26 protein-coding genes are annotated in these 20,597 nt (G+C 37.5%); 3 read left to right on the plus strand and 23 right to left on the minus strand.

Annotated features, from left to right (window positions below; genetic code table 11):
* Nucleotides 1–57: 57 nt before the first annotated feature.
* From FS608_RS01725 to FS608_RS01745, 5 genes are all read right to left on the minus strand, one after another.
* Complete coding sequence (locus tag FS608_RS01725) at nucleotides 58–948, minus strand: superoxide dismutase (protein ID WP_144547554.1); 891 nt, start codon at nucleotides 946–948, stop codon at nucleotides 58–60.
* Between the two features lie 176 nt (nucleotides 949–1,124).
* Nucleotides 1,125–1,613, minus strand: coding sequence for a YpuI family protein (locus FS608_RS01730; protein ID WP_144547555.1), 489 nt, complete (start codon nucleotides 1,611–1,613; stop codon nucleotides 1,125–1,127).
* Nucleotides 1,614–1,650: 37 nt separating this feature from the next.
* The gene (locus FS608_RS01735) at nucleotides 1,651–2,070 is read right to left on the minus strand and encodes a hypothetical protein (protein WP_144547556.1); all 420 of its coding nucleotides are present in this window, start codon (nucleotides 2,068–2,070) and stop codon (nucleotides 1,651–1,653) included.
* A 119-nt stretch (nucleotides 2,071–2,189) separates the two neighbouring features.
* On the minus strand, nucleotides 2,190–2,777 hold the full coding sequence (gene scpB / locus FS608_RS01740) for an SMC-Scp complex subunit ScpB (RefSeq protein ID WP_144547557.1): 588 nt from the start codon (nucleotides 2,775–2,777) through the stop codon (nucleotides 2,190–2,192).
* Nucleotides 2,764–3,534, minus strand: a complete 771-nt coding sequence (locus FS608_RS01745) for a segregation/condensation protein A (protein ID WP_144547558.1) — start codon at nucleotides 3,532–3,534, stop codon at nucleotides 2,764–2,766. The genes scpB and FS608_RS01745 overlap by 14 nt, the downstream gene beginning before the upstream one ends.
* 210 nt (nucleotides 3,535–3,744) lie before the next feature.
* On the opposite strand from FS608_RS01745, the gene FS608_RS01750 reads away from it, so the two are divergent.
* Together FS608_RS01750 and FS608_RS01755 are read left to right on the plus strand one after the other, a co-directional pair.
* Nucleotides 3,745–3,831, plus strand: a complete 87-nt coding sequence (locus FS608_RS01750; protein WP_142292238.1) for a YjcZ family sporulation protein — start codon at nucleotides 3,745–3,747, stop codon at nucleotides 3,829–3,831.
* A 160-nt stretch (nucleotides 3,832–3,991) separates the two neighbouring features.
* Nucleotides 3,992–4,513 (plus strand): DUF309 domain-containing protein, encoded by a 522-nt coding sequence (locus FS608_RS01755; RefSeq protein ID WP_144547559.1) that lies wholly within the window; start codon nucleotides 3,992–3,994, stop codon nucleotides 4,511–4,513.
* 31 nt (nucleotides 4,514–4,544) lie between these two features.
* Here the strand turns inward: FS608_RS01755 and FS608_RS01760 are convergent, their stop codons facing one another.
* Nucleotides 4,545–4,895: a GNAT family N-acetyltransferase gene (locus FS608_RS01760; RefSeq protein ID WP_144547560.1), complete on the minus strand. Its 351-nt coding sequence runs from the start codon at nucleotides 4,893–4,895 to the stop codon at nucleotides 4,545–4,547.
* Between the two features lie 497 nt (nucleotides 4,896–5,392).
* Here FS608_RS01760 and FS608_RS01765 point away from each other — a divergent pair, with 497 nt between their 5' ends.
* Nucleotides 5,393–6,256 (plus strand): DUF1002 domain-containing protein, encoded by an 864-nt coding sequence (locus FS608_RS01765; protein WP_144547561.1) that lies wholly within the window; start codon nucleotides 5,393–5,395, stop codon nucleotides 6,254–6,256.
* Here FS608_RS01765 and FS608_RS30670 read toward each other — a convergent pair.
* The 17 genes from FS608_RS30670 to spoIIM all read right to left on the minus strand — a co-directional run bounded on the left by FS608_RS30670 (nucleotide 6,203) and on the right by spoIIM (nucleotide 20,569).
* Nucleotides 6,203–6,415 carry a hypothetical protein gene (locus FS608_RS30670; protein WP_260871554.1) on the minus strand — a complete coding sequence of 71 codons (213 nt, stop codon included), beginning with the start codon at nucleotides 6,413–6,415 and terminating at the stop codon, nucleotides 6,203–6,205. The two genes, FS608_RS01765 and FS608_RS30670, sit on opposite strands and share 54 nt — an antisense overlap.
* Nucleotides 6,416–6,461: 46 nt before the next feature.
* The gene (lysA, locus tag FS608_RS01775; protein ID WP_144547562.1) at nucleotides 6,462–7,766 is read right to left on the minus strand and encodes a diaminopimelate decarboxylase; all 1,305 of its coding nucleotides are present in this window, start codon (nucleotides 7,764–7,766) and stop codon (nucleotides 6,462–6,464) included.
* A gap of 158 nt (nucleotides 7,767–7,924) precedes the next feature.
* Complete coding sequence (locus tag FS608_RS01780) at nucleotides 7,925–9,415, minus strand: spore germination protein (RefSeq protein ID WP_144547563.1); 1,491 nt, start codon at nucleotides 9,413–9,415, stop codon at nucleotides 7,925–7,927.
* A complete protein-coding gene (spoVAEA, locus tag FS608_RS01785; RefSeq protein ID WP_144547958.1) occupies nucleotides 9,402–9,971 on the minus strand; it encodes a stage V sporulation protein SpoVABEA in 570 nt (189 codons plus the stop codon). The genes FS608_RS01780 and spoVAEA overlap by 14 nt, the downstream gene beginning before the upstream one ends.
* A gap of 54 nt (nucleotides 9,972–10,025) precedes the next feature.
* A complete protein-coding gene (locus FS608_RS01790) occupies nucleotides 10,026–10,448 on the minus strand; it encodes a stage V sporulation protein AB (protein ID WP_144547564.1) in 423 nt (140 codons plus the stop codon).
* Nucleotides 10,438–11,058, minus strand: coding sequence for a stage V sporulation protein AA (locus FS608_RS01795; protein WP_144547565.1), 621 nt, complete (start codon nucleotides 11,056–11,058; stop codon nucleotides 10,438–10,440). The genes FS608_RS01790 and FS608_RS01795 overlap by 11 nt, the downstream gene beginning before the upstream one ends.
* A 411-nt stretch (nucleotides 11,059–11,469) precedes the next feature.
* Nucleotides 11,470–12,228, minus strand: a complete 759-nt coding sequence (gene sigF / locus FS608_RS01800) for an RNA polymerase sporulation sigma factor SigF (RefSeq protein ID WP_144547566.1) — start codon at nucleotides 12,226–12,228, stop codon at nucleotides 11,470–11,472.
* Nucleotides 12,229–12,240: 12 nt separating this feature from the next.
* A complete protein-coding gene (gene spoIIAB / locus FS608_RS01805) occupies nucleotides 12,241–12,681 on the minus strand; it encodes an anti-sigma F factor (RefSeq protein WP_144547567.1) in 441 nt (146 codons plus the stop codon).
* Entirely contained in the window at nucleotides 12,682–13,032 is a 351-nt protein-coding gene (spoIIAA, locus tag FS608_RS01810) for an anti-sigma F factor antagonist (protein WP_144547568.1), read from the minus strand. It lies immediately after the preceding gene.
* Nucleotides 13,033–13,210: 178 nt separating this feature from the next.
* Nucleotides 13,211–14,383: a D-alanyl-D-alanine carboxypeptidase family protein gene (locus FS608_RS01815; RefSeq protein ID WP_144547569.1), complete on the minus strand. Its 1,173-nt coding sequence runs from the start codon at nucleotides 14,381–14,383 to the stop codon at nucleotides 13,211–13,213.
* Between the two features lie 145 nt (nucleotides 14,384–14,528).
* On the minus strand, nucleotides 14,529–15,833 hold the full coding sequence (locus FS608_RS01820) for a pyrimidine-nucleoside phosphorylase (protein ID WP_144547570.1): 1,305 nt from the start codon (nucleotides 15,831–15,833) through the stop codon (nucleotides 14,529–14,531).
* 26 nt (nucleotides 15,834–15,859) lie between these two features.
* Complete coding sequence (locus FS608_RS01825; RefSeq protein ID WP_144547571.1) at nucleotides 15,860–16,681, minus strand: purine-nucleoside phosphorylase; 822 nt, start codon at nucleotides 16,679–16,681, stop codon at nucleotides 15,860–15,862.
* 14 nt (nucleotides 16,682–16,695) lie between these two features.
* On the minus strand, nucleotides 16,696–17,880 hold the full coding sequence (gene deoB, locus FS608_RS01830; RefSeq protein ID WP_144547572.1) for a phosphopentomutase: 1,185 nt from the start codon (nucleotides 17,878–17,880) through the stop codon (nucleotides 16,696–16,698).
* Between the two features lie 214 nt (nucleotides 17,881–18,094).
* On the minus strand, nucleotides 18,095–18,982 hold the full coding sequence (xerD, locus tag FS608_RS01835; protein WP_144547573.1) for a site-specific tyrosine recombinase XerD: 888 nt from the start codon (nucleotides 18,980–18,982) through the stop codon (nucleotides 18,095–18,097).
* A gap of 5 nt (nucleotides 18,983–18,987) precedes the next feature.
* Nucleotides 18,988–19,215, minus strand: a complete 228-nt coding sequence (locus FS608_RS01840) for a YqzK family protein (protein ID WP_186328570.1) — start codon at nucleotides 19,213–19,215, stop codon at nucleotides 18,988–18,990.
* A gap of 123 nt (nucleotides 19,216–19,338) precedes the next feature.
* Entirely contained in the window at nucleotides 19,339–19,803 is a 465-nt protein-coding gene (gene fur, locus FS608_RS01845) for a ferric iron uptake transcriptional regulator (protein ID WP_144547575.1), read from the minus strand.
* 118 nt (nucleotides 19,804–19,921) lie between these two features.
* Nucleotides 19,922–20,569, minus strand: coding sequence for a stage II sporulation protein M (gene spoIIM / locus FS608_RS01850; RefSeq protein WP_144547576.1), 648 nt, complete (start codon nucleotides 20,567–20,569; stop codon nucleotides 19,922–19,924).
* Nucleotides 20,570–20,597: the final 28 nt, after the last annotated feature.

Consider the following 20,597-nt stretch of genomic DNA (forward strand, 5'->3'; position numbering starts at 1 on the left):
TGTAGAAAAACGAAAGCAGACGACATAGTGCCGTCTGCTCCATACTCATTTCCCTAATTATAATGCTGTCCATTTCCTGTCTGCTGCTTTTTCAAAGCGCATTTCTACATCATGCCAATTGACTATGTTCCACCAGTTGTCTACATATTCAGGTCTTTTATTCTTGTACTGAAGATAATAAGCATGCTCCCAAACATCTAATACCAAGAGTGGAAAAGTATCCCATTGGGTCAATAGCATATGTCGTTCAGATTGTAAAATCTCTAAATGTCTTGCTTGAGGTGACCAAACCAATATGGCCCAACCTACCCCTTCAACTTGTTTAGCCGCCTCAGTAAATTGCTTCTTAAATGCCGAAAAACCGCCAAAGTATTTTTCTATTTCACTTTTCAACGGTCCTTGTGGACTCCCGCCTCCATGCGGGCTCATGTTTTTCCAAAAAATTGAATGAAGATAATGCCCTGAGCCGTGAAAGGCAAGTTCTCTTGACCAATGCTTAATCAATGCGAAATCATTTGTTTCCCTTGCTTTTTTAAGTTTAAGTTCTGCTTTATTTAATCCATCAACATATGCCTGGTGATGCTTATCATGATGAAGTCTCATAATTTCCTCTGATATATAAGGTTCCAAAGCATTATAGGGATAGGGGAGGTTAGGCAGTGTATGCCCACCTGCAGGAACTCTTTTCTCTGCCACCCAAATGTCACCGCTCGCTTGTTTTCTTTTAAAGTAATGTTCCATTTGTTCATGGATATATTCAGCCTTAGCTTGTAATGTTAGTAGTTCTTCATTCGATAACTGCGTTCTTGTGCTTTCAATTAACTCTGTAAAATTATCCAGTTGTTCCCATAACTCTCTGCTGCTGCCCTCTTTTTCCGATTGAAGAAACTGCTTCATTTGCTCATTCCACTCAAACATTTCGTTAACATATTGACTAAATTTATCCATGCCATCCCTCATTCCTGACTTGTTGTTGAAAAGTAATCTACCTAAATGGTATGAGTGATACGGTTTAATAAGAACAAAAACAAAGCTGCCCTAGTAGGACAGCCTTTTAGAATAAAGATATTAAGTTTTTGAACTATGATAACAGTCCAGCTGCAGCGCCTAGAGGCTTCCGCTTTTTATTTTGATTGGATCATTTTTGTTCTGTAGTCAGTTTCATAATACTCAAGTTCTTCCCTGATTCGTTGAAAGTCACCTTCTAAACTTTTAACCAACTGGACGATATTGTCTGATACAGTACGGTAAAATTTAATGGAATTTCTTCCAGTGTAAGCTGACCTACTGTCCTCATACCACGCATCATTCTTCGGTGAGAAAAACTCTTCAATACATTGATGGTAAATTTTATAAAGAGTCTTTTCCGCTGCTGCTTTTTGAAAAGGGTTGCCCTGCAAAATAACGGAGCATGCATCTAACCCTTCCTCGCTATAAACAGCTAATTTTCGTAAATTTGCAAAGATCAATTTATTATAGTTACGATCTTCTTCATTCTCTAAGTTTAATTGTGAAATAGTTGCTTCATTTAAAAAATTCTCCAATGTTAAAATGGACTTTCCTAGAAAACTCTTTACATCATTTAATTGTGTTTTTACCAATGTATTCCCCATTGTGTACCCCCTGAATTTTTTTCTTCGTTTAGTATTCTTACTGTGGCTGCAAAATAAAATCAAGCGGAGAACGAAGCTCATATAATTTTTTTTGATTTAGAGACAGAAATATTTCAGGTAATTTATTAAAATTGATATCTTGAAAATAAGAAGCAAATTCCTGCTTAGAATTAATATAAAGCCGTTTCCGGCTGCGCAGACCTGGGTTTTTCACGAGACAGACTAACGCTACAATATCTTTAAAGGCAATATCATGATCTTGCTGAACAAAAATTGGGTCTTGCTGGTATGGTGTAAAATCATGACGGATTTCATCAAAATACCTTACATATAGAACATGAAGGGTTTTTTCCTGTCCATCTTCATAAAAGGTAACGATGCTTCTGTTAAAAAAATCCTCAGAAGTATTTGATTTTTCTTTTTCTAATTCAAACCCTTTGCACTCTTTAATTAACAAATTAATTTCACTCCTTGGCCAATGAAAATATGGCAAATAAATCTTATCAACTCACCTAGAAAGAATTGAATAATTTACTTAGATTCATTTTATCATAAATTCGGATAAGTATTTGAAAATTAAGAATTAATCGTGTCCTGAAATTTCTCAAAAAATAAATCTGCCTCTTCTTGAACAAATTCCTCTTCAGCCTTTTCGGGAAGCTTAGGTAGTTCTTCAATACTCTTTAAACCAAAGTAATCAAGAAACTCTTTTGTCGTTCCATATAAATAGGCTCTTCCAGTCCCTTCCGCACGACCAACCTCTTTGACCAATGCTTTTGCCATCAGAGTATGCAACGGTCTCTCTGTTTTGACACCACGTATTTCCTCGATTTCAGCCCGAGTTATTGGCTGTTTATAGGCAATGATCGCTAACGTTTCTAATGCTGCTTGTGACAATGTAGACGTATGCGGGGAATCAACTAACTTTTTTAAATAGGCAGCATTTTCTTTTTTCGTGGCAAGTTGGTATGTTCCCGCAAGCTGAACAATCATAATTCCCCTATTCGTATCACGATCATATTCTTTTTTCAAATCACCGATGATTTCATTTGCTTTTAGTTCATTTACTTCAAGGACCTCTGCTAGTTGTTTTAATGAAAGACCTTCATCTCCAGCAGCAAACAAAAGGCTCTCTAGAATGCTGTTCCAATTAATGATGTCCAATCATTTCTGCTCCTTCCTTTACTGCTTCAACATAAATATCTCCAAAGTTCTCTTGTTGCTGTGCATCGATTTCTTTTCTTTTTATTAGCTCTAAAATAGCCAAAAAAGTAACTACAATATGGTCTTTAGTAGGATAAGGAAATAAATCATTAAAGTTTTTCCGACCTTTAAGCTGTTTTAATTCAGCCATAATTTCCGTCATTCTGGTATCAATCGATATTTCTTGGCGAGCAATCTTTGTAGCTATTGGGCGCTGAAGCTTCTTCCGTCGCATTAATTTTTGAAAAGCAGCAAGCATATCATATAGTGAAACATTTAGCTCTGCTTTTTCAGGTTGGCTTTCCTTCGTAAACTCGGAGAGATCACTTGGCGGCTTTGTATAAATAAGCCCACGCTCTACTTCCATCGATTTTAAGTCATGTGCTGCTTCTTTATATTTTCGATATTCGATTAGCCGCTCAACAAGTTCATCTCTTGGGTCTTCTTCATATAAAATATCGGGATCCTCATAACCTGGATCCTCCTCATGTTTGGGTAAAAGCATTTTACTCTTAATGACAAGTAATGTCGCAGCCATTACCAAAAACTCGCTTGCAACATCTAATTTAAGCTCATTCATTGTCTTAATATACATTAAATACTGCTCGGTTATTTGAGCAACTGGAATATCATATATGTCAATTTCAAGCCCATTAATTAAATGGAGCAACAAATCTAACGGTCCTTCAAATGCATCAATTTTCACCTGGTATGGCATTGTACTTCACCAAAATTCTTTAAATATAAGTTGTTAATTATTCACTTCGACTATTAATAGTATAGAGGATTAAATAAGGTTATCCAATAGAAAAATCCACTTCATGAGGGAATATTATCAAATCATGATGTTTGCCCATAACAATGGACAAATATCTTACATATGATGACAAGGAAAAGAACAAAACATCATTTTTAGGAGGTAATATATATGTCTGATGGATTTGGATCCGGATTTGCTTTAATTGTAGTTCTATTTATCTTGTTAATTATCGTTGGTGCTTCCTGGGTTTATTAATTAGACAGGAAGGCTGAAGAACTACTACAAAACCAGTTCATTAAAGCAGCCATTAACGTTAGACTTACTGGACCCGTCTTTCATGACGGGTTTTTTTATTTATCCGAGACAGCATATAACTGTGATACACTATACATAATTAAAATAAGGGGGGGATTGCTTGTACCCGAGCGAGTATATCCATTTTTTAGCTCATTTCCATGGAGACCGTGATTATTTTGAATGCCATGAACTCCTTGAAGACTATTGGAAAAAGACAGATTCGAGAAACAAAAATTCTATCTGGGTTGGCTTCATATTATTATCCGTTTCTCTTTATCATCATCGTCGAAATAATTTTAGCGGTGCACAGCGGACGTTAGCTAAAGCAATTAAAATTTTTGAATTACAACCGGATACCATAACTAAACTTGGAGTAAACCCCGTGAGGCTTATCCATTTATTACAGGAACAAATATCGTTACTTCAGAATGGTGAATGCTATCGAAGCATCTCTATCCCGATCTTTGACACTTCCTTAAGTGAATTAGCGAAAAAAACATGTGAACAAAAAGGGTTTTTTTGGGGAAACCAAAGTGATATGACAAATAAATTCATTATTGACCGTCATAAATTACGCGACAGAACCAGTATAATCGAAGAAAGAATGCAGTCATTAAAGACACGAAAAGGCAGCGAATAAATTCTTATTCACTGCCTTTTTGAAGGTAAGACTAGCAAAAGTCACATTTTTCGATAAAAGCGGCTGTATTTTCATTAGCAGTAATTTCTTTTTCAGCATACATTTCTTTTAGAGCTTTAACCATCTTTTTACCGATTCCCTGATACCGATGTGAGGGATTAACCGAGATGTGTAAGATTTCTAAAGAATTAGTATCATTATGAATTAAGACACCTAACAGACCGATGATATCTTCTTCTTTCCAAAGAAACAGCTGCAATTGCTCTTCGGTTTCATATTCCTTCATAGTTTGCTGAAGCTTTTTTAAGTCCTTTTCGCTGGGCATAAAAGACAATAATCCCATGGCTATTTTTTCGAAAGCTTTCTTATAACGAATTAACATTTAGATCCCTCATTAAATTAAATAAACCGATTAAAGTGATGGTTTAACAATAGTATATTTTTACCAAGTAGCTGAATATTAAACACTATTCATTATATGTACTAAAAGTTATTATGTTTCATCAATCACCATGATACATAATAAATGGTCAATCATCAATGAAAATTATTATTAGTGTTTCGGTCCGATAAAAATCCAATAGATAATTCCCCATAAAATCGACACACCAATAAGAATACAAAATATAATCCAGTTGCTTCTCTTCATTCAAATATTTCCTCCAAAAGAATATTGAAGATGTTGTACTGACCTTCATTCTACACTATTTTACAAAAATAAGCTATTCTACTTACATATTCTACATTTTTTCGAGCAAGATTTACTTTTCTATGAAACTTCAAGCTTGTTATTTACGTTATTATTATTGAATTAGGTTATATTATAATAACAGAATCTCTATACTTTCATGATTACCTGTAAATTCCGAGGAGGAAACTATGAAAAAAACTATTATTTATTTCATCTTGGCTTTTTTAATTTTCAATCCAATTCGCACCTTTGCTGATGTAGCAGAAGGTGACATGATTGTTACATTAGGTCAAAATTTAACTGAAGATCAGAAGAAGACACTTTTATTAGAAATGGGTGCTCCTGATGATGTTCAGATTGTCACTGTCACAAACGAGGAAGAACACCAGTATTTAGGGAAATATGTATCAAAATCGCTGATCGGGACAAAAGCCATTTCATCATCGGCGATCACCATCCAACCGAAAGGTGCGGGTATAACGGTTGAAACGAAGAATATTAATTGGGTTACGGACGAGATGTACATCAATGCCCTAATAACAGCAGGGGTAAAGGATGCAAAAATTTATATAACGGCCCCGATTACTGTTTCTGGAACTGCAGCATTAACAGGGATTATAAAAGCCTACGAGATATCTGCTGATAAAACCATTCCGGAAGATGTAAAACAGGCAGCAAATCAAGAAATGGTCGAAACTGCGAAACTAGGTGACTCCATTGGTGATAAGAATGCAGCCGCGTTAATTGCTAAGATTAAAGAAGAAATTGCAAAGAATAAACCAAAAAATGATCAAGAATTACAAAATATTATCGAACAAGCCGCAAAGGATTTAAATGTAAAGCTAACAGATGAAGAAATGCAGCGGCTAATAGACTTTTTTAACAAGCTAAAGGATTTAAACATTGACTGGAATCAAGTTAGCGATCAACTAAATAAAGCGAAGGATCGAATTTCTAATTTTCTTCAGTCGGAAGAAGGGCAAGGTTTTTTAGATAAGTTAAAACAATTTTTCACCTGGCTGATTGATACGATTAAGTCGATATTCTCTTAATATTATACTTGGGGATGTTGATTTCCGCTCCACGGCTTCGCTTTCCGGGGAGCCTCCTCGGCGCTTAAGCGCCTGTGGGGTCTCCCCTGCCCCGTACTCCCGCAGGAGTCTCGCACCTTCCGCTCCAATCAACATCGTGCCAATATTATCAATGAGCATTAAAATATAAAAAAATTGCCGCAGAAAAATTTCTGCGGCAGTTTTTTTATTTAAGTGGCAAATCATATTTTATTAAGTCCTCATATGTCTCTCTCTTAACCACAAGGGTTGCTATTCCGTTTTCTACGAATACAACTGCTGGACGCGGGATGCGGTTATAGTTATTCGACATTGAATAGCCGTAGGCACCTGTACAAAAAACGGCGAGAATATCTTCTGCCCCTACATCTGGTAACGGTAAATCCCAAATCAACATGTCACCTGATTCACAGCATTTCCCAGCTATTGATACAGTTTCTTTTGCTTTAGTTAATGGTTTATTCGCAAGAACAGCCTCATATTTCGCCTGATAAAGGGCTGGTCGAATATTATCACTCATTCCACCATCCACAGCTAAATACTTTCGTACACCAGGAACCTCTTTGGATGAACCCACTTTATAAAGAGTAATTCCGGCATCGCCAACAAGCGAACGTCCTGGCTCAATCCAAATTTCCGGCATTGTTAAAGAATAGCTATCTGTTAACTTTTTTACTTCTCGAATAATTTCACTCACGTATTGAGAAGGTGGAATGGGTTCATCTTCTTTCGTATAGCGGATTCCAAAGCCTCCGCCCAAATTTAATACTTTTGCTTCGAAGGAAAGCTCTCTTTTCCATGCTTCCATTTTTTCGACAATCTTTTTGGCGGCTAATAAGAATCCAGTTGTTTCAAAAATTTGTGATCCAATATGGCAATGGAGACCAAGGACTTCAAAGTTATCATTTGTTAGTGCAATTTTTAGCGCATCTTCCGCTTGTCCATTTTGAAGATCAAACCCAAATTTCGAATCTTCCTGCCCTGTTAAAATATAATCATGTGTATGGGCTTCGATACCAGGGGTCACCCGAAGCAAGATATTAACATGAGCATTTTTCTCTTTGGTAATGGTTTTTAAAAGGTCCAATTCTGAAAAATTATCCACTACGATGCAGCCAATTTCATGTTCCAATGCCATTTCTAATTCTTCCCGGCTCTTATTGTTGCCGTGAAAATGAATTCTCTCGACAGGGAACCCTGCAGCAATAGCAGTATACAATTCTCCGCCCGATACGACATCTAGTGACAATCCTTCTTCCTCGGCGAGTTGAATCATTGCAATGGTTGAAAAGGCTTTGCTAGCATAGGCAACCTGCGCCTTGATTTCTTGTTCTTCAAAGGCCCGTTTAAAGGATTGAGCCCTTTCACGCATTAATGCTACATCATATACATATAGGGGCGTTCCATATTCTTTCGCCAACTCAATAGAATCAACCCCGCCAATTTCTAGATTTCCGTTTTTGTTTACGCCTGTTGTCCCGTAAAAATACATACCCTTCCCTCTCTCCCAATCGCTCACTATAGTTTATGCGGACAATCATAAAAGATAATAATAAATAGACAGAATCTACAAAAGATACTGCCTATTTTTCATGCTTTATCCCTTTATTTAATTAAAAATACTTTAGCATACCTGTTAGAAAAGTGCAATTATTTCTCGTTTGCTTTAGGAGGCTGCCGGTAACGATTTCTAGGGTGAACAATACTTGGTCTAAGGATAGAACCTGGTATGGCTCTGCGCACAATGATTTGCAAAAATCCTTTCGGTTCAAAAGGAAGGAAAGGCCACAGATATGGTGTATTAAGGGCACGTATTTTTACAAGGAAAAGAAAGAATACTGTTGCCCCGATAACAAATCCTGGCAGATGAAACAACGACACAAGAATTAACAGAGTTAATCGTCCAATTTTGTTTGCTACGCTTAATTCATAACTTGGGGTTGTAAAGGAACCAATCCCTGCAACTGCAACATACAAGATTACTTCTGGAACAAACAGCCCCACGCTAATCGCAATCTGTCCAATTAATACCGCTGCAATTAAACCCATTGCAGTCGAAAGTGGAGTGGGTGTATGTATGGCGGCCAATCGTAAAAACTCAATCCCAAAATCAGCCAAGAAAATTTGAACAATAATCGGGATATTTGTTGTTTCATTTGGTCCAATAAACGATAATCTTTCAGGTAATAAGGATGGTTCTAATACGAATAACATCCATAGTGGGAGGAGTAAAATAGACGTTAGTACGCCTAAAAAACGCGTCCAACGCAAAAATGTTCCCATTGCAGGAGATTCGCGAAATTCTTCTGCATGCTGTACATGGTGGAAGTATGTCGTTGGAGTGATTATGACACTTGGGGAGGTGTCAACATAAATTACAACATGCCCTTCCAGAATATGTGTTGCAGCGATATCAGCACGCTCCGTATATCTTACGAGCGGGAAGGGATTCCAACCCTGTTTTAAAATGAATTCTTCTATGGTTTTATCGGCCATTGGAATTCCATCTGTTTTAATTGCTTGAATTTCTTTCCTGATCACATTGACCATATCTGGATCTGCAACATCCTCTAAATACCCTAAAGCCACATCTGCCTTTGACCGTTCTCCAACCTTTAGCATTTCAAAGCGAAGACGTTCATCCCGAATACGCCGCCTCGTTAACGCAGTATTTAAAATAATATTTTCAACAAACCCATCACGGGAACCTCTAACCACCTTTTCTGTATCAGGTTCTTGAGGCTGCCTGCCTGGATAGCTTCTGACATCAACGACAAAAGCTGTATTTTCCCCTTCCATTACTACAGCAACTAATCCGGACAAAACCTTATCAACAATGTAATCTAGTGTAGTAGCTTGTTCAACCGATTGATTAATTAGCCTATTTTCAATTACCTTAAAGAAATCTGATGATAATTTTTCATGGTCATTGATTTCAACTAATTCTTCAATTAATTCAATTACGAAGCGGGAATCACATAAGCCATTTACATAGTAGATATGTACGTCTTTTTTGAGGATTTTTAATTTCCTCACACCAAAATCAAAGCTTTTCCCTAGGCCAACCCGTTGTTTCATATAGTTTTCAATTTCATTTACTGATTCAGGGATTGGCCAGTTTTGTTCGTTACTTCTTGACATGGAAGCCACTCCTTTCAAGTATAAGCTCCACTGCTTTTTTCGTTATCGGGGAACCTTTTTTGTAGGAGTCATGTCTAGCCATCTTGCCAATATCACCAATTCCTACGATGATAGGTACCTCCAATTCATCAAGGCAGTATACTGTATCACCATTTATTCTCCCGATTTCAAGCTCAGGTATACCAAATTTATCTACTCCATAGGGAGTTAAATTTCCATCACGATCGATACTTACGTCCACCCTCGACCATTCTTCATGTCTTGATTTTGCTGCAACCGCAATAATACCTAGAACTTCAATATCTTTATGCCCCGCTACATATTTCAAAGCATTCTCACCAGCACCTTCTCCAACTATGCCACTATCATCAAACATCACTAATACAGGATCGTGAGGGGTCTTTTTTATTAACTGGACAATTTTCTCGCCGGTTAAGGTTGACGGATTCCCTTGGGAACTAGAAATACATCTGCCGCCTACTTCCTTGGCAACATGTTCTACTGCTTTCTTAGCATATTCATCACCGTCAGTAATTAAAATAACGCGCCTCCGAATGCTCATTGTGTGATGTCCTTTCTTTGCCCAAGTTAAAGATTCTTCCCAATAGGGTTAATGATGTACAAAATAAACCCATTGAAATATTGACCCCGCTATTTTTCCTAATACGATTGCCATGATTAATATAACAATCTCGCCATCCAATCGGATTCTTTTGGCAAGAATGGGCAAAACATTTAATACCTCGGTGAGGGCTGCAGCTAGCATCCCATAAAAAATTCCACCTGTAATTCCGAGAAGAATTAATGAAAAAGAAGGAATATGTAAAACAGGATCTCTCAGACTTGCACCTACTCCAGCGAGTGCTCCTAACACAACTGCCCACTCATAGTGCTGGATCATTTTCATTGTTTTACTTAGTTGCGTCAGTCTCGGGATAATCCCTAATACCGTTAGAAAAGCTACAAACCCAGAACCTACTGCCAGTCCACTTGCTATACCTAAAAAAAGGATGGAAATGATCTTAATCGTCACTGATTTTTTTTATACTTTCTTTATTTTCGTGGATAACTACGTAATTATCTAAATCCATTTGATAATTAAACATTTCTACCTCAAGGGGACTGGGTTCTTCGTTTATACGTTTCTTAAAGACATGATTAAAAAAAAGAATCATTCCCATGCCTAATCCAATTGAATAGGGAATTTGAAACAGTAATGGTTTTGAATCTTTTTTTCCAGTGATGATCGTATATATTTTTTCGTGAACACTTTTCATACTTACATCATCATGAAAATTCATTATTGCCAAGGCTGATCCAAAAAATAAGAGAAACCAAATTAAAAGGAAAAAAGGCAGATGAACCCCCTTTTTCTTATTCATGACTTCAATGATGGTTTGAGCAGGTCCAATCGTTTGAACTTCCATTCTTTCAAATTCACTTTTAATTAAGTGGATAACTTTCATGACATCGATAATAACGATATTATGATCTGTTGCTGTTAATTGATGAATGATCATAGTTTGTAGTCGTGAAAGAACTTCGTCAGGCGCAATGACTTGGGCAATATCATTTAACAATACTTTTTCATGAGGCGGAGCCTGAACACGGTTCCGCATACGGATATATATTGTTTCTTCCAAAACATTCACTTCCCAAACAATGATTTCCTGTATAAATAGTATGAGTAATAAGCACTTTTTTCATGAAATCCAAAAAATACCAAGAAAAGCGAAAGCGCCCTGGTCAGCGGCGTATGGCCTGGAGCGCTCCAACTGAGATAAAGGAAAGCAGAAAAGCGGAAGCACCTTGCCCAGGGGCGACAGGCATAAGACGAGCCGGCGAGAAGGTTGCTCTTTAACCTTCTTGACGGATTGGCTTATGACCCCGAGCCCCTAGGTGCTGTAGCTAGATAACACGAAGAGCCGAAGGCGATTCGATGTTGACTTATCGTAGGGCGGAGAGCGAAGGACACTAGCCGCTAGGGCGCTTTTGATAGACAGTAAACTAAGTTCAAAAAACTTTATTTTATCAGCACAAAAAAACCGTATGAATCAGAGATCCATACGGCCTTTCATTTGCTGCAATATTTTCTTTTCAAGTCGTGATACTTGCACTTGGGATATTCCAAGCCTAAGAGCGACCTCAGATTGTGTTTGATCCTTATAATATCTTAAATAGACAATAAGTCTTTCGCGCTCATCTAATTCTCGGATAGCTTCCTTTAATGCAATTTTATCAAACCATTTGCCTTCATTACCATCGTCAATTTGGTCCAGTAGAGTTATAGGATCTCCATCATTTTCATATACGGTTTCATGTATAGAAGAAGGTGTTCTGCTGGCTTCTTGAGCGAGAATGACATCCTCGGGTGTGAGTTCGAGATGGGCTGAGATCTCGTTTACCGTTGGTATTCTGCCAAACACTTTTGATAATTCGTCTTTCGCTTTTCGGATTTTATTTCCCATTTCTTTCAATGATCGGCTAACCTTAACCGTTCCATCGTCACGGATAAATCGTTGGATCTCACCAATAATCATTGGGACCGCATAAGTCGAAAACTTTACATCATAGGAAAGGTCAAATTTATCCACTGATTTTAATAATCCAATACACCCAATCTGGAACAGGTCATCAGGGTCATACCCTCGATTAAGAAACCGTTGAACAACAGACCAAACAAGACGCATATTTTTTTCAACAATTAAATCCCTTGATTCTTGGTCGCCATCTTGGCTCTTTTTTATAAGCTCTTTTACTTCATGATCCTTTAAATATGTTTGACCTTTATCATTCTTAACCTCCACATCCATTGGCAAGTCTCCTTAATTGCAAAGCATTTTGCGGTTTTGTAAATGCTTTCGTAATCTAACTTCGGTTCCTCGACCTGGCTGTGAATGAACCTCTACTTCATCCATGAAATTTTCCATGATAGTAAAACCCATTCCGGAACGCTCTAAATCCGGCTTTGTTGTAAATAATGGCTGACGAGCTTCTTCCACATCTACAATTCCTAATCCAATATCTTTAATAGTTAGATCAATTAAACTATCTTCGATGATTACGTGAATATAAACAATTCCATTCGGATCATTCTCATATCCGTGAATAATCGCATTGGTTACTGCTTCTGATACAACTGTTTTAATTTCAGTCAACTCATCCATATTAGGGTCTAACTGGGCGATAAATGCGGCCACGGTTACTCGGGCAAATGACTCATTTTGACTTAGTGCACTGAATTGAAGATTCATTTCGTTCTTCATTCAGGCCACCCCCAATCTTTGCAATGCAAATTCTTCTGTCAGTTCCATTTTGATGATTTTAAATAAACCTGACATATCGAATAACCTTTGTATCGCTGGGGAAATCGCACATACCACCATTTCACCGTGGACCTGTTTAATTTGTTTGTATCTGCCTAAGATTACGCCTAATCCAGAGCTGTCCATAAAAGCGAGATGTTCCAGATTTAAGACAATATGACGAATTTCATTTTTTTCAATCACGGTTATCGCTTTTTCGCGAAGTTCATCTGCGGTGTGATGGTCTAATTCACCGCTTAAACGAATACATAGAACGTCATGTTTTGTTTCCATATCAATTTTAAGACTCACTATCCCGTCCTCCTTAATCTGGTATAGTGAGACAATTCTCTTTCGGGCTGTTAATATCCTTCTGTAAATACAAAACTAGTCGCATTTCGCTAAAAGAAGTGATATATTCGGAAGATTCGACACAACCTGGGTAGTTTAGAAAACTGTCTAGCTTTAGCGCCTCGGAGCTTCCGTTTTTCTATTTACCGGCCTTTGTGAACATCCCAAATGAACGTTTATAAAGGGTCCACCATCCTGCTTCTTTTACGGTTCCACTTGCTACTAAAGGACTTTCTACAAAGACTTTTCCGCCTTTTATTAATTGAATGGTTCCTATCTTATCGCCTTTATTAATAGGAGCTTGGAGATTTTTATTAATCTTAATTTTTTGTTTGACATCCTCGGTTTTTTCACCTTTTTTTGTAAGTAGTGAAATCGGCTCGCTTGTTACCGCTTCAATTGACTTCTCCTGTCCTTTACTTATTCTTGCTTTGGCAATTATCTGGTTTCGTTTATACATTGGATGCGTTTGATATTGGTTAAAAGCATAATTAAGCATTTTTGTTACTTGGGCGTTTCTTTCCTTTGAAGTAGGTGCTCCGAACACAACGGCAATGACACGCATCCCATTCTTTTGCGCTGTGGCCGTTAAGCAGTATTTTGCTTCCGCAGTAAAGCCTGTTTTTAGTCCGTCTACACCAGGGTAAAAGCGCACCAATTTATTTGTATTAACAAGCCAGAATTTTTTGTCTGTATTTTCACGAAGATAGGCTTCATACATACCAGTAAATTTCGTAATGTCTTCATATTTTAATAGTTCTTTCGCCATAATAGCCATATCATTTGCTGTGCTGAAATGGCCACTAACTGGAAGTCCTGTTGTATTTTTAAAGAAAGTATGTTTTAAACCAAGTTCTTTCACCTTGTCATTCATCATGTCAACAAATGCTTCTTCTGAGCCAGCAATTCTTTCAGCCATGGCCACAGATGCATCATTTCCAGAGCCAATGGCAATACCTCTTAGCATTTCTTTGGTGGTCATTTCTTCGCCAGGTTCAAGAAAAATTTGTGACCCACCCATCGATGCTGCATACTCACTTGCACGGACTTTTTCATTCCAGGTCAATTTTCCTTTATCAACGGCTTCCATGATTAAAAGCATAGTCATAATTTTGGTCATACTCGCCGGTGGTAACTCTTCATTCCCGTTTTTCTCATAAAGCACTTTTCCTGTATCTCGTTCAATTAAAATAGCGGATTTTACATTGTTGACGATATCAGCATTCTTTTTTTCTTCAGCAGCAAATGCTGATGTACTCCATACACTTGTAAGTAAAAAAATTGTCACTATCAAAGAGACAAATTGTTTCATTCGCATAACCCTCCATTCTTTATAGCATCCATTTTTTCCAAAATTAATAACTTTATACAGTTATTTCCTCATAAACAAAATAAAAATAAGGTGTCAGACACCATGTGAATTCTTCACATGGTGTCTGACACCCTTTATACTCGATTTATTCGGTTATTTCCCCATGTATGAGGGTTGGTGCGTCTATTTTTGTTGCGGAAATTTTAATGTTGTTATAAAGTCTTGTTTTTACTTCTTCGACATTTTCGAAATTGCTGTAAATGGTTACTAAGGATTCACCTTTTTTCACTTGGTCACCGATTTTCTTTCTTAAGACTAGACCCACAGCTAAATCAATGACAGATTCCTTAGTTGCTCTTCCTGCCCCAAGAATCATTGCCGCTGTTCCGACTTCATCTGCCACGATTTCAGAAACATAGCCATCCTCTTTGGCTACAAGTTCAATAATATATTTTGCTTGCGGCATTTTCGAAGGATCATCCACAATAGACGCATCCCCGCCTTGCGAGCTTAAAAATACTTTTAATTTTTCTAGCGCTGAACCATCTTTAATTACACCTTCAAGCTTGGTCCGTGCATCTGCTAATGAGTCCGCCTTTTCTGCTAAGTAAACCATATGGCTGCCTAGAGTTAAACATAATTCCGTTAAATCTTCAGGACCTTCACCTTTTAATGTATCAATAGCTTCCTTTACTTCAAGGGCATTCCCAATCGCAAAACCTAGCGGTTGGCTCATGTCAGAAATAACAGCCATTGTTCTTCTGCCGACATTATTTCCAATTCGCACCATTGCTTTTGCAAGTTCACGAGAATCATCCAGTGTTTTCATAAATGCACCTGCACCGGTTTTAACATCAAGAACAATCGCATCAGCACCAGCGGCAATCTTTTTACTCATGATTGAACTTGCGATTAGAGGAATACTATCAACAGTTGCTGTCACATCTCTCAATGCATAAAGTTTCTTATCTGCAGGCGTTAAATTTCCACTTTGTCCAATTACAGCAATCTTGTTTTTATTAACAAGCTCGATAAATTCTTCATTTTTAATTTCAACATGGAAGCCTTTTACCGCTTCTAATTTATCTATTGTTCCGCCGGTATGTCCTAAGCCGCGCCCTGACATCTTGGCAACAGGCACATCAAGTGCCGCAACAAGTGGTCCCAGCACTAGCGTTGTTGTGTCACCTACACCGCCGGTAGAATGTTTATCAACTTTTATTCCCTCAATTTGCGTTAAATCAATTTGGTCACCTGATTCAACCATTGCCATAGTCAAGTCGGCTCTTTCCTGTTCAGTCATCCCTTTAAAAAAGATAGCCATAGTTAAGGCGCTGACTTGGTAATCTGGTATTGATCCGTCGGTATATCCATTAATAATAAATTTAATTTCATCTGCTGATAGTTCTTGTCCATCTCTTTTTTTCTCTATTAAGTCAACCATTCTCATCTAAATCACCACTTTACGAAAAATAATTACTTAGCAATTGTTTTCACTATCTCTTTTATATATTGAAGGAAGTCAGCTTTTACTCTTTCGGTTGTTTCAATCACCTCATCATGGGTAAGTGGCTGGTCAAGAATACCCGCCGCCATGTTTGAAATACATGAAATACCAAGTACCTTCATGCCACTGTGTCGGGCCACGATTACCTCTGGGACAGTGGACATTCCGACTGCATCTCCGCCCATCACTCGTACCATCCGAATTTCAGCTGGTGTTTCATAAACAGGTCCAGGATTACCGAAATAAACTCCTTCTTTGACATTGATATTTAGTCTGCTCGCAATTTCTCTTGCAGCAACCCGTAATTCTTTCGTATACGCCTCTGACATGTCAGGGAAACGAACACCAAGTTGGGAATCATTTGGTCCGATTAACGGATTTGTTCCCATATTATTAATATGATCTGAAATAATCATTAAATCTCCTGCTGAGAAGCTTTCATTAACTCCCCCTGCAGCATTGGTCACGATTAACATGTCAACGCCTAACTCTTTCATGACGCGAACAGGAAAGGTTACTTTTTCCATACTATACCCTTCATAGAAATGGAAACGTCCCTGCATGGCGACAACTTCTACACCACTTAATAATCCAAACACTAGTTGACCCGCATGACCCTCCACAGTTGAGATAGGAAAGTCAGGGATCTCATTGTATGGTATTTTTACTGGGTTCTCAATTTCGTCCGCTAATACCCCTAGTCCAGAACCTAAAATTAGGCCTACCTTAGGTGTATTTGCATATTTCTGTTTTAAAAAGCTTGAAGCATTTTGAATTTTCTCAGTGTTCATTTTTCATTCCCCTTTTATTTCAATTCATTTAAAAAACTTTTTCCGTAGTTAGGTAATTTGACTTTAAAGTTGTCTGCAACTGTTGCACCGAGGTCCGCAAACGTCTCTCTTAATGGAAGTTCTTTACCTTCCGTCAAACCCTTGGAGTAAACTAATAAAGGTACATATTCACGTGTATGGTCCGTACCTGGAGCTACCGGGTCATTTCCGTGGTCTGCTGTAATCATTAATAAATCGTCTTCTTTCAACTTCGCAAACACTTCTGGGAGACGTGCATCATATTCTTCCAAAGCTTTCCCATAGCCCTCTGGATCCCGGCGATGGCCATATAAAGCATCAAAATCAACCAGATTTAAAAAACTAATTCCTGTAAAATCCATATCTAAGGTTTCGACAAGCTTATCCATACCATCCATATTAGAAACCGTTCTTAGGGATTGAGTCACGCCTTCACCATCATAAATATCGGATATTTTTCCAATTGCAATGACATCGAATCCGCCATCTTTTAATTCACTCATCACCGTCCGGTCAAATGGCTTAAGTGCGTAATCGTGACGGTTCGAGGTACGTTTAAAGTTTCCTGGTTCGCCTAAGAATGGGCGGGCAATCACACGTCCAACCATATACTTTTCATCAAGCGTTAATTCACGGGCAATTTTACAAATTTTATATAGCTCATCAAGTGGAACAATCTCCTCGTGTGCTGCAATTTGAAGAACGGAATCAGCTGAAGTATAAACAATTAATGCCCCAGTCTTCATATGCTCTTCACCCAACTCATCAAGTATTTCTGTGCCGCTTGCCGGCTTATTCCCAATAATTTTCCTTCCTGTACGCTTTTCTAATTCTGAAAGAAGCTCATCTGGAAAACCCTCTGGGAACACTTGGAAAGGTGTTTGTATATTTAAACCCATGATTTCCCAGTGTCCTGTCATAGTATCCTTACCATTAGAAGCTTCCATCATTTTTGTATAGAATGCTAATGGCTTCATTGCTTTTTCAATTCCTTTTATTTCACGGATATTGCTTAAGCCTAACTTACCCATATTTGGCATGTTAAGACCATTCATCCGTTCCGCAATATGACCAAAAGTGTCTGCACCTTTGTCCCCAAACTTTTCTGCATCCGGTGCTTCTCCAATCCCAACCGAATCCATCACGATAATAAAAATTCGTTTATATGTATTTGCAGCCATTCAATTCTTCCTCCTTTATCTATAGAAAACGTTTGCAAATATAAAAATTACACATAAATATGATGCCCTCATTATTTAGGTTTATGAAAAATCTATTCGTCAGAAGTCTGACATCTATATTGTACTAAAAGTTTCAGAAATTACAAGGAAAAAAGCCACCAAAATTTAGGCAGCTTTTTGACAATTTTACGTTTTTTTAAATTCTCCTACTCTATTAAGCTCGTGGATGAAATTTACTATATACGTCTTTTATCTTTGTTTTCGTAACCTGTGTATATATTTGAGTGGTTGAGATATCTGCATGACCTAACATTTCCTGAACTGCTCGTAAATCAGCCCCATTTTCTATCAAATGCGTGGCAAACGAATGACGAAGGGTATGTGGGGTAAGTTCCTTATTGATGCCTGCTTCTTTTGTAAGCTTTTTCAAAATTTTCCAAAACCCTTGGCGTGTCAACCTTTTCCCTTGATGGTTTAAAAACAAAGCATGATCCTGATGCTTTGTGGATACAAAATTCGGTCTTCCTTCTTCTAAATAATGTTTTATTGCCTCAGAAGCTGTTCGTCCAATCGGAATGATTCTTTCTTTATTCCCATTACAGCGCACAAATCCCATCATTAACTGAACATTATCAATCTCAAGACCTATTAGTTCACTAACCCGGATCCCTGTTGCATACAACAGTTCAAGCATCGCCTTGTCCCTTATTCCAAAATGATCATGTGGTTGGGGTGTCTCTAGCAGGACTTCTACTTCCTTCAAACTCAATACAGTTGGAAGGGACCTTTCAAGCCTTGGTGTTTCAATTTGAACGGAAGGATCTTGGTCTGTTTCCTTTGCCCTTAATAAAAATTGATGAAATGCTCTTACGGAAGCGATGTGTCTTGCCAAGGTCTTCTGTGATTTTCCTTGTTCATTTAAAAATCTTAAAAAGTGAATGATATGGACACGTTGTACGTCATTTAAAATCATGACTGATTCCACATTTTTTAAATAATGAAGATAACTTTTTAAATCTCGCTCATATGCCATAATTGTATTATTGGATAAACCTTTTTCAACGATTAAGTAATGCATAAAATCCTTTAATTGCTCGTCCATCGCATTTACTCCCCATTTAAATAAAACAACATCAACCGATCAAACAAAGAAGAATTATCCTCATTTACTGCGTTCGAAACCTTGAGAGAGGATCCTTCCGGTTCATCATAGCGATGATAATTTTGATATTCTTCATTTACCAACATGATACCATAATAAAAAAGAATCGTGCATCCTGTGAATATAATAAAAACTTTTAAGGTTTTTAGTGCTGCTTTAATAAATTGGCCCACTCTACATCCCCCCATTTTCAGGTTGTTTAGTAAAATGTATGCCAAAACGGACAATTTTTATACCTAGTCATTGGTATTAAAGGAGAAAAGAAAAAAGCCCCTTTTCAAGGAGAGCTTCTTTGGTTAATCAGTTTTTTCGTCATCATTCACTTTATCCTGGCATCGGTAACAGATCCCATGAAAAGTGAGACGATGGTCTTTTATTTTAAAATTCCATTTACGTTCCACAACAGCTTCTACATCTTCTAGTAAATCCTCTTGAATTTCATCAACAGCACCGCATTCAATACAAACTAGATGGTGATGAAAATGGGCCGCACCTTCCTGCCTGAGGTCATATCGGGAAACCCCATCCCCAAAATTTATTTTATCAACAATTTTTAATTCCGTTAATAATTCCAACGTTCGATAAACAGTTGCTAAACCAATTTCAGGCGATTTTTCTTTTACGAGGAGGTATACATCTTCCGCACTTAAATGATCCTCTTCATTTTCTAATAAAACACGAACTGTTGCCTCACGCTGAGGTGTTAGTTTATAACTTGCGGAATGCAACTGTTTTTTTATTCTCTCAATTCTAGTTTCCATCCTGAAGTCCCTCCCTCGCCACTGTTAATTCTCATTATAACAGATGACAATTGAGAATCAAAATAAAATTATTATAAATAACAATAAACAATGATTGATAATAAGTATTATAAGATAATCACTTTAAACTAGTTGAAGTTACGATGGTTTTCATTAACCATGGCGAAAGATAGGCCTCGATGCCGGATGCAGCAGATATAAATATCACAGCTATAATCAAGGCAAAAATATATCTCTTAAAAAAAGGAAGGATTGGCTGGGCATATTTTTTCATAAATTGTTTTTTAATCATTCGGAGTGAGAAAATTACTGATAATGCTGCCATCATTATAAAGACCGGAATAATAATCAAATTCTGCGGTAATATGGAAACAAAGGCTAGCATAAATCCCTGCCAGCCCATTTGACTGACTAGGAAACCAACAGTAAATCCCACTACCATTCCTTTAATAAATAATAGAATGAGAATAACCGGCAAACCAATGATTGAAATACCTAGAATCCACATGAGCCCAATAAACTTACTATTATGGAATAAGCTTTGTAAGAATAAATCACTGTCTTCGGCATCTTTTCCACTTGAGACCTGGCCAAAAAACTGGGATAAATAGTAGAATAAATCTTCCTTCTGGGTAATGCTCATACTATTTACTACAATGGCCCCAAAGATTACTCCCATCAAAAATAAGACGACAATAAACAAAAATATTGAGGAATGCTCACGGAAATAACTAGCGGCATCGGACTGGTACAATCGTTTTTTCATTTGCGTTTCCTCCCACTATTCTCGATTC

The organism is Bacillus sp. X1(2014), assembly GCF_007678255.1.

Coding starts and splice junctions, on each gene's coding strand:
- FS608_RS01725 (WP_144547554.1), bottom strand. CDS start 948: ATGGATAAATTTAGTCAATATGTTAACGAAATGTTTGAGTGGAATGAG.
- FS608_RS01730 (WP_144547555.1), bottom strand. CDS start 1,613: ATGGGGAATACATTGGTAAAAACACAATTAAATGATGTAAAGAGTTTT.
- FS608_RS01745 (WP_144547558.1), bottom strand. CDS start 3,534: ATGCCATACCAGGTGAAAATTGATGCATTTGAAGGACCGTTAGATTTG.
- FS608_RS01750 (WP_142292238.1), top strand. CDS start 3,745: ATGTCTGATGGATTTGGATCCGGATTTGCTTTAATTGTAGTTCTATTT.
- FS608_RS01760 (WP_144547560.1), bottom strand. CDS start 4,895: ATGTTAATTCGTTATAAGAAAGCTTTCGAAAAAATAGCCATGGGATTA.
- FS608_RS01765 (WP_144547561.1), top strand. CDS start 5,393: ATGAAAAAAACTATTATTTATTTCATCTTGGCTTTTTTAATTTTCAAT.
- FS608_RS30670 (WP_260871554.1), bottom strand. CDS start 6,415: ATGCTCATTGATAATATTGGCACGATGTTGATTGGAGCGGAAGGTGCG.
- lysA (WP_144547562.1), bottom strand. CDS start 7,766: ATGTATTTTTACGGGACAACAGGCGTAAACAAAAACGGAAATCTAGAA.
- FS608_RS01780 (WP_144547563.1), bottom strand. CDS start 9,415: ATGTCAAGAAGTAACGAACAAAACTGGCCAATCCCTGAATCAGTAAAT.
- sigF (WP_144547566.1), bottom strand. CDS start 12,228: ATGGATGTGGAGGTTAAGAATGATAAAGGTCAAACATATTTAAAGGAT.
- spoIIAB (WP_144547567.1), bottom strand. CDS start 12,681: ATGAAGAACGAAATGAATCTTCAATTCAGTGCACTAAGTCAAAATGAG.
- FS608_RS01815 (WP_144547569.1), bottom strand. CDS start 14,383: ATGAAACAATTTGTCTCTTTGATAGTGACAATTTTTTTACTTACAAGT.
- FS608_RS01820 (WP_144547570.1), bottom strand. CDS start 15,833: ATGAGAATGGTTGACTTAATAGAGAAAAAAAGAGATGGACAAGAACTA.
- FS608_RS01825 (WP_144547571.1), bottom strand. CDS start 16,681: ATGAACACTGAGAAAATTCAAAATGCTTCAAGCTTTTTAAAACAGAAA.
- deoB (WP_144547572.1), bottom strand. CDS start 17,880: ATGGCTGCAAATACATATAAACGAATTTTTATTATCGTGATGGATTCG.
- xerD (WP_144547573.1), bottom strand. CDS start 18,982: ATGGACGAGCAATTAAAGGATTTTATGCATTACTTAATCGTTGAAAAA.
- fur (WP_144547575.1), bottom strand. CDS start 19,803: ATGGAAACTAGAATTGAGAGAATAAAAAAACAGTTGCATTCCGCAAGT.
- spoIIM (WP_144547576.1), bottom strand. CDS start 20,569: ATGAAAAAACGATTGTACCAGTCCGATGCCGCTAGTTATTTCCGTGAG.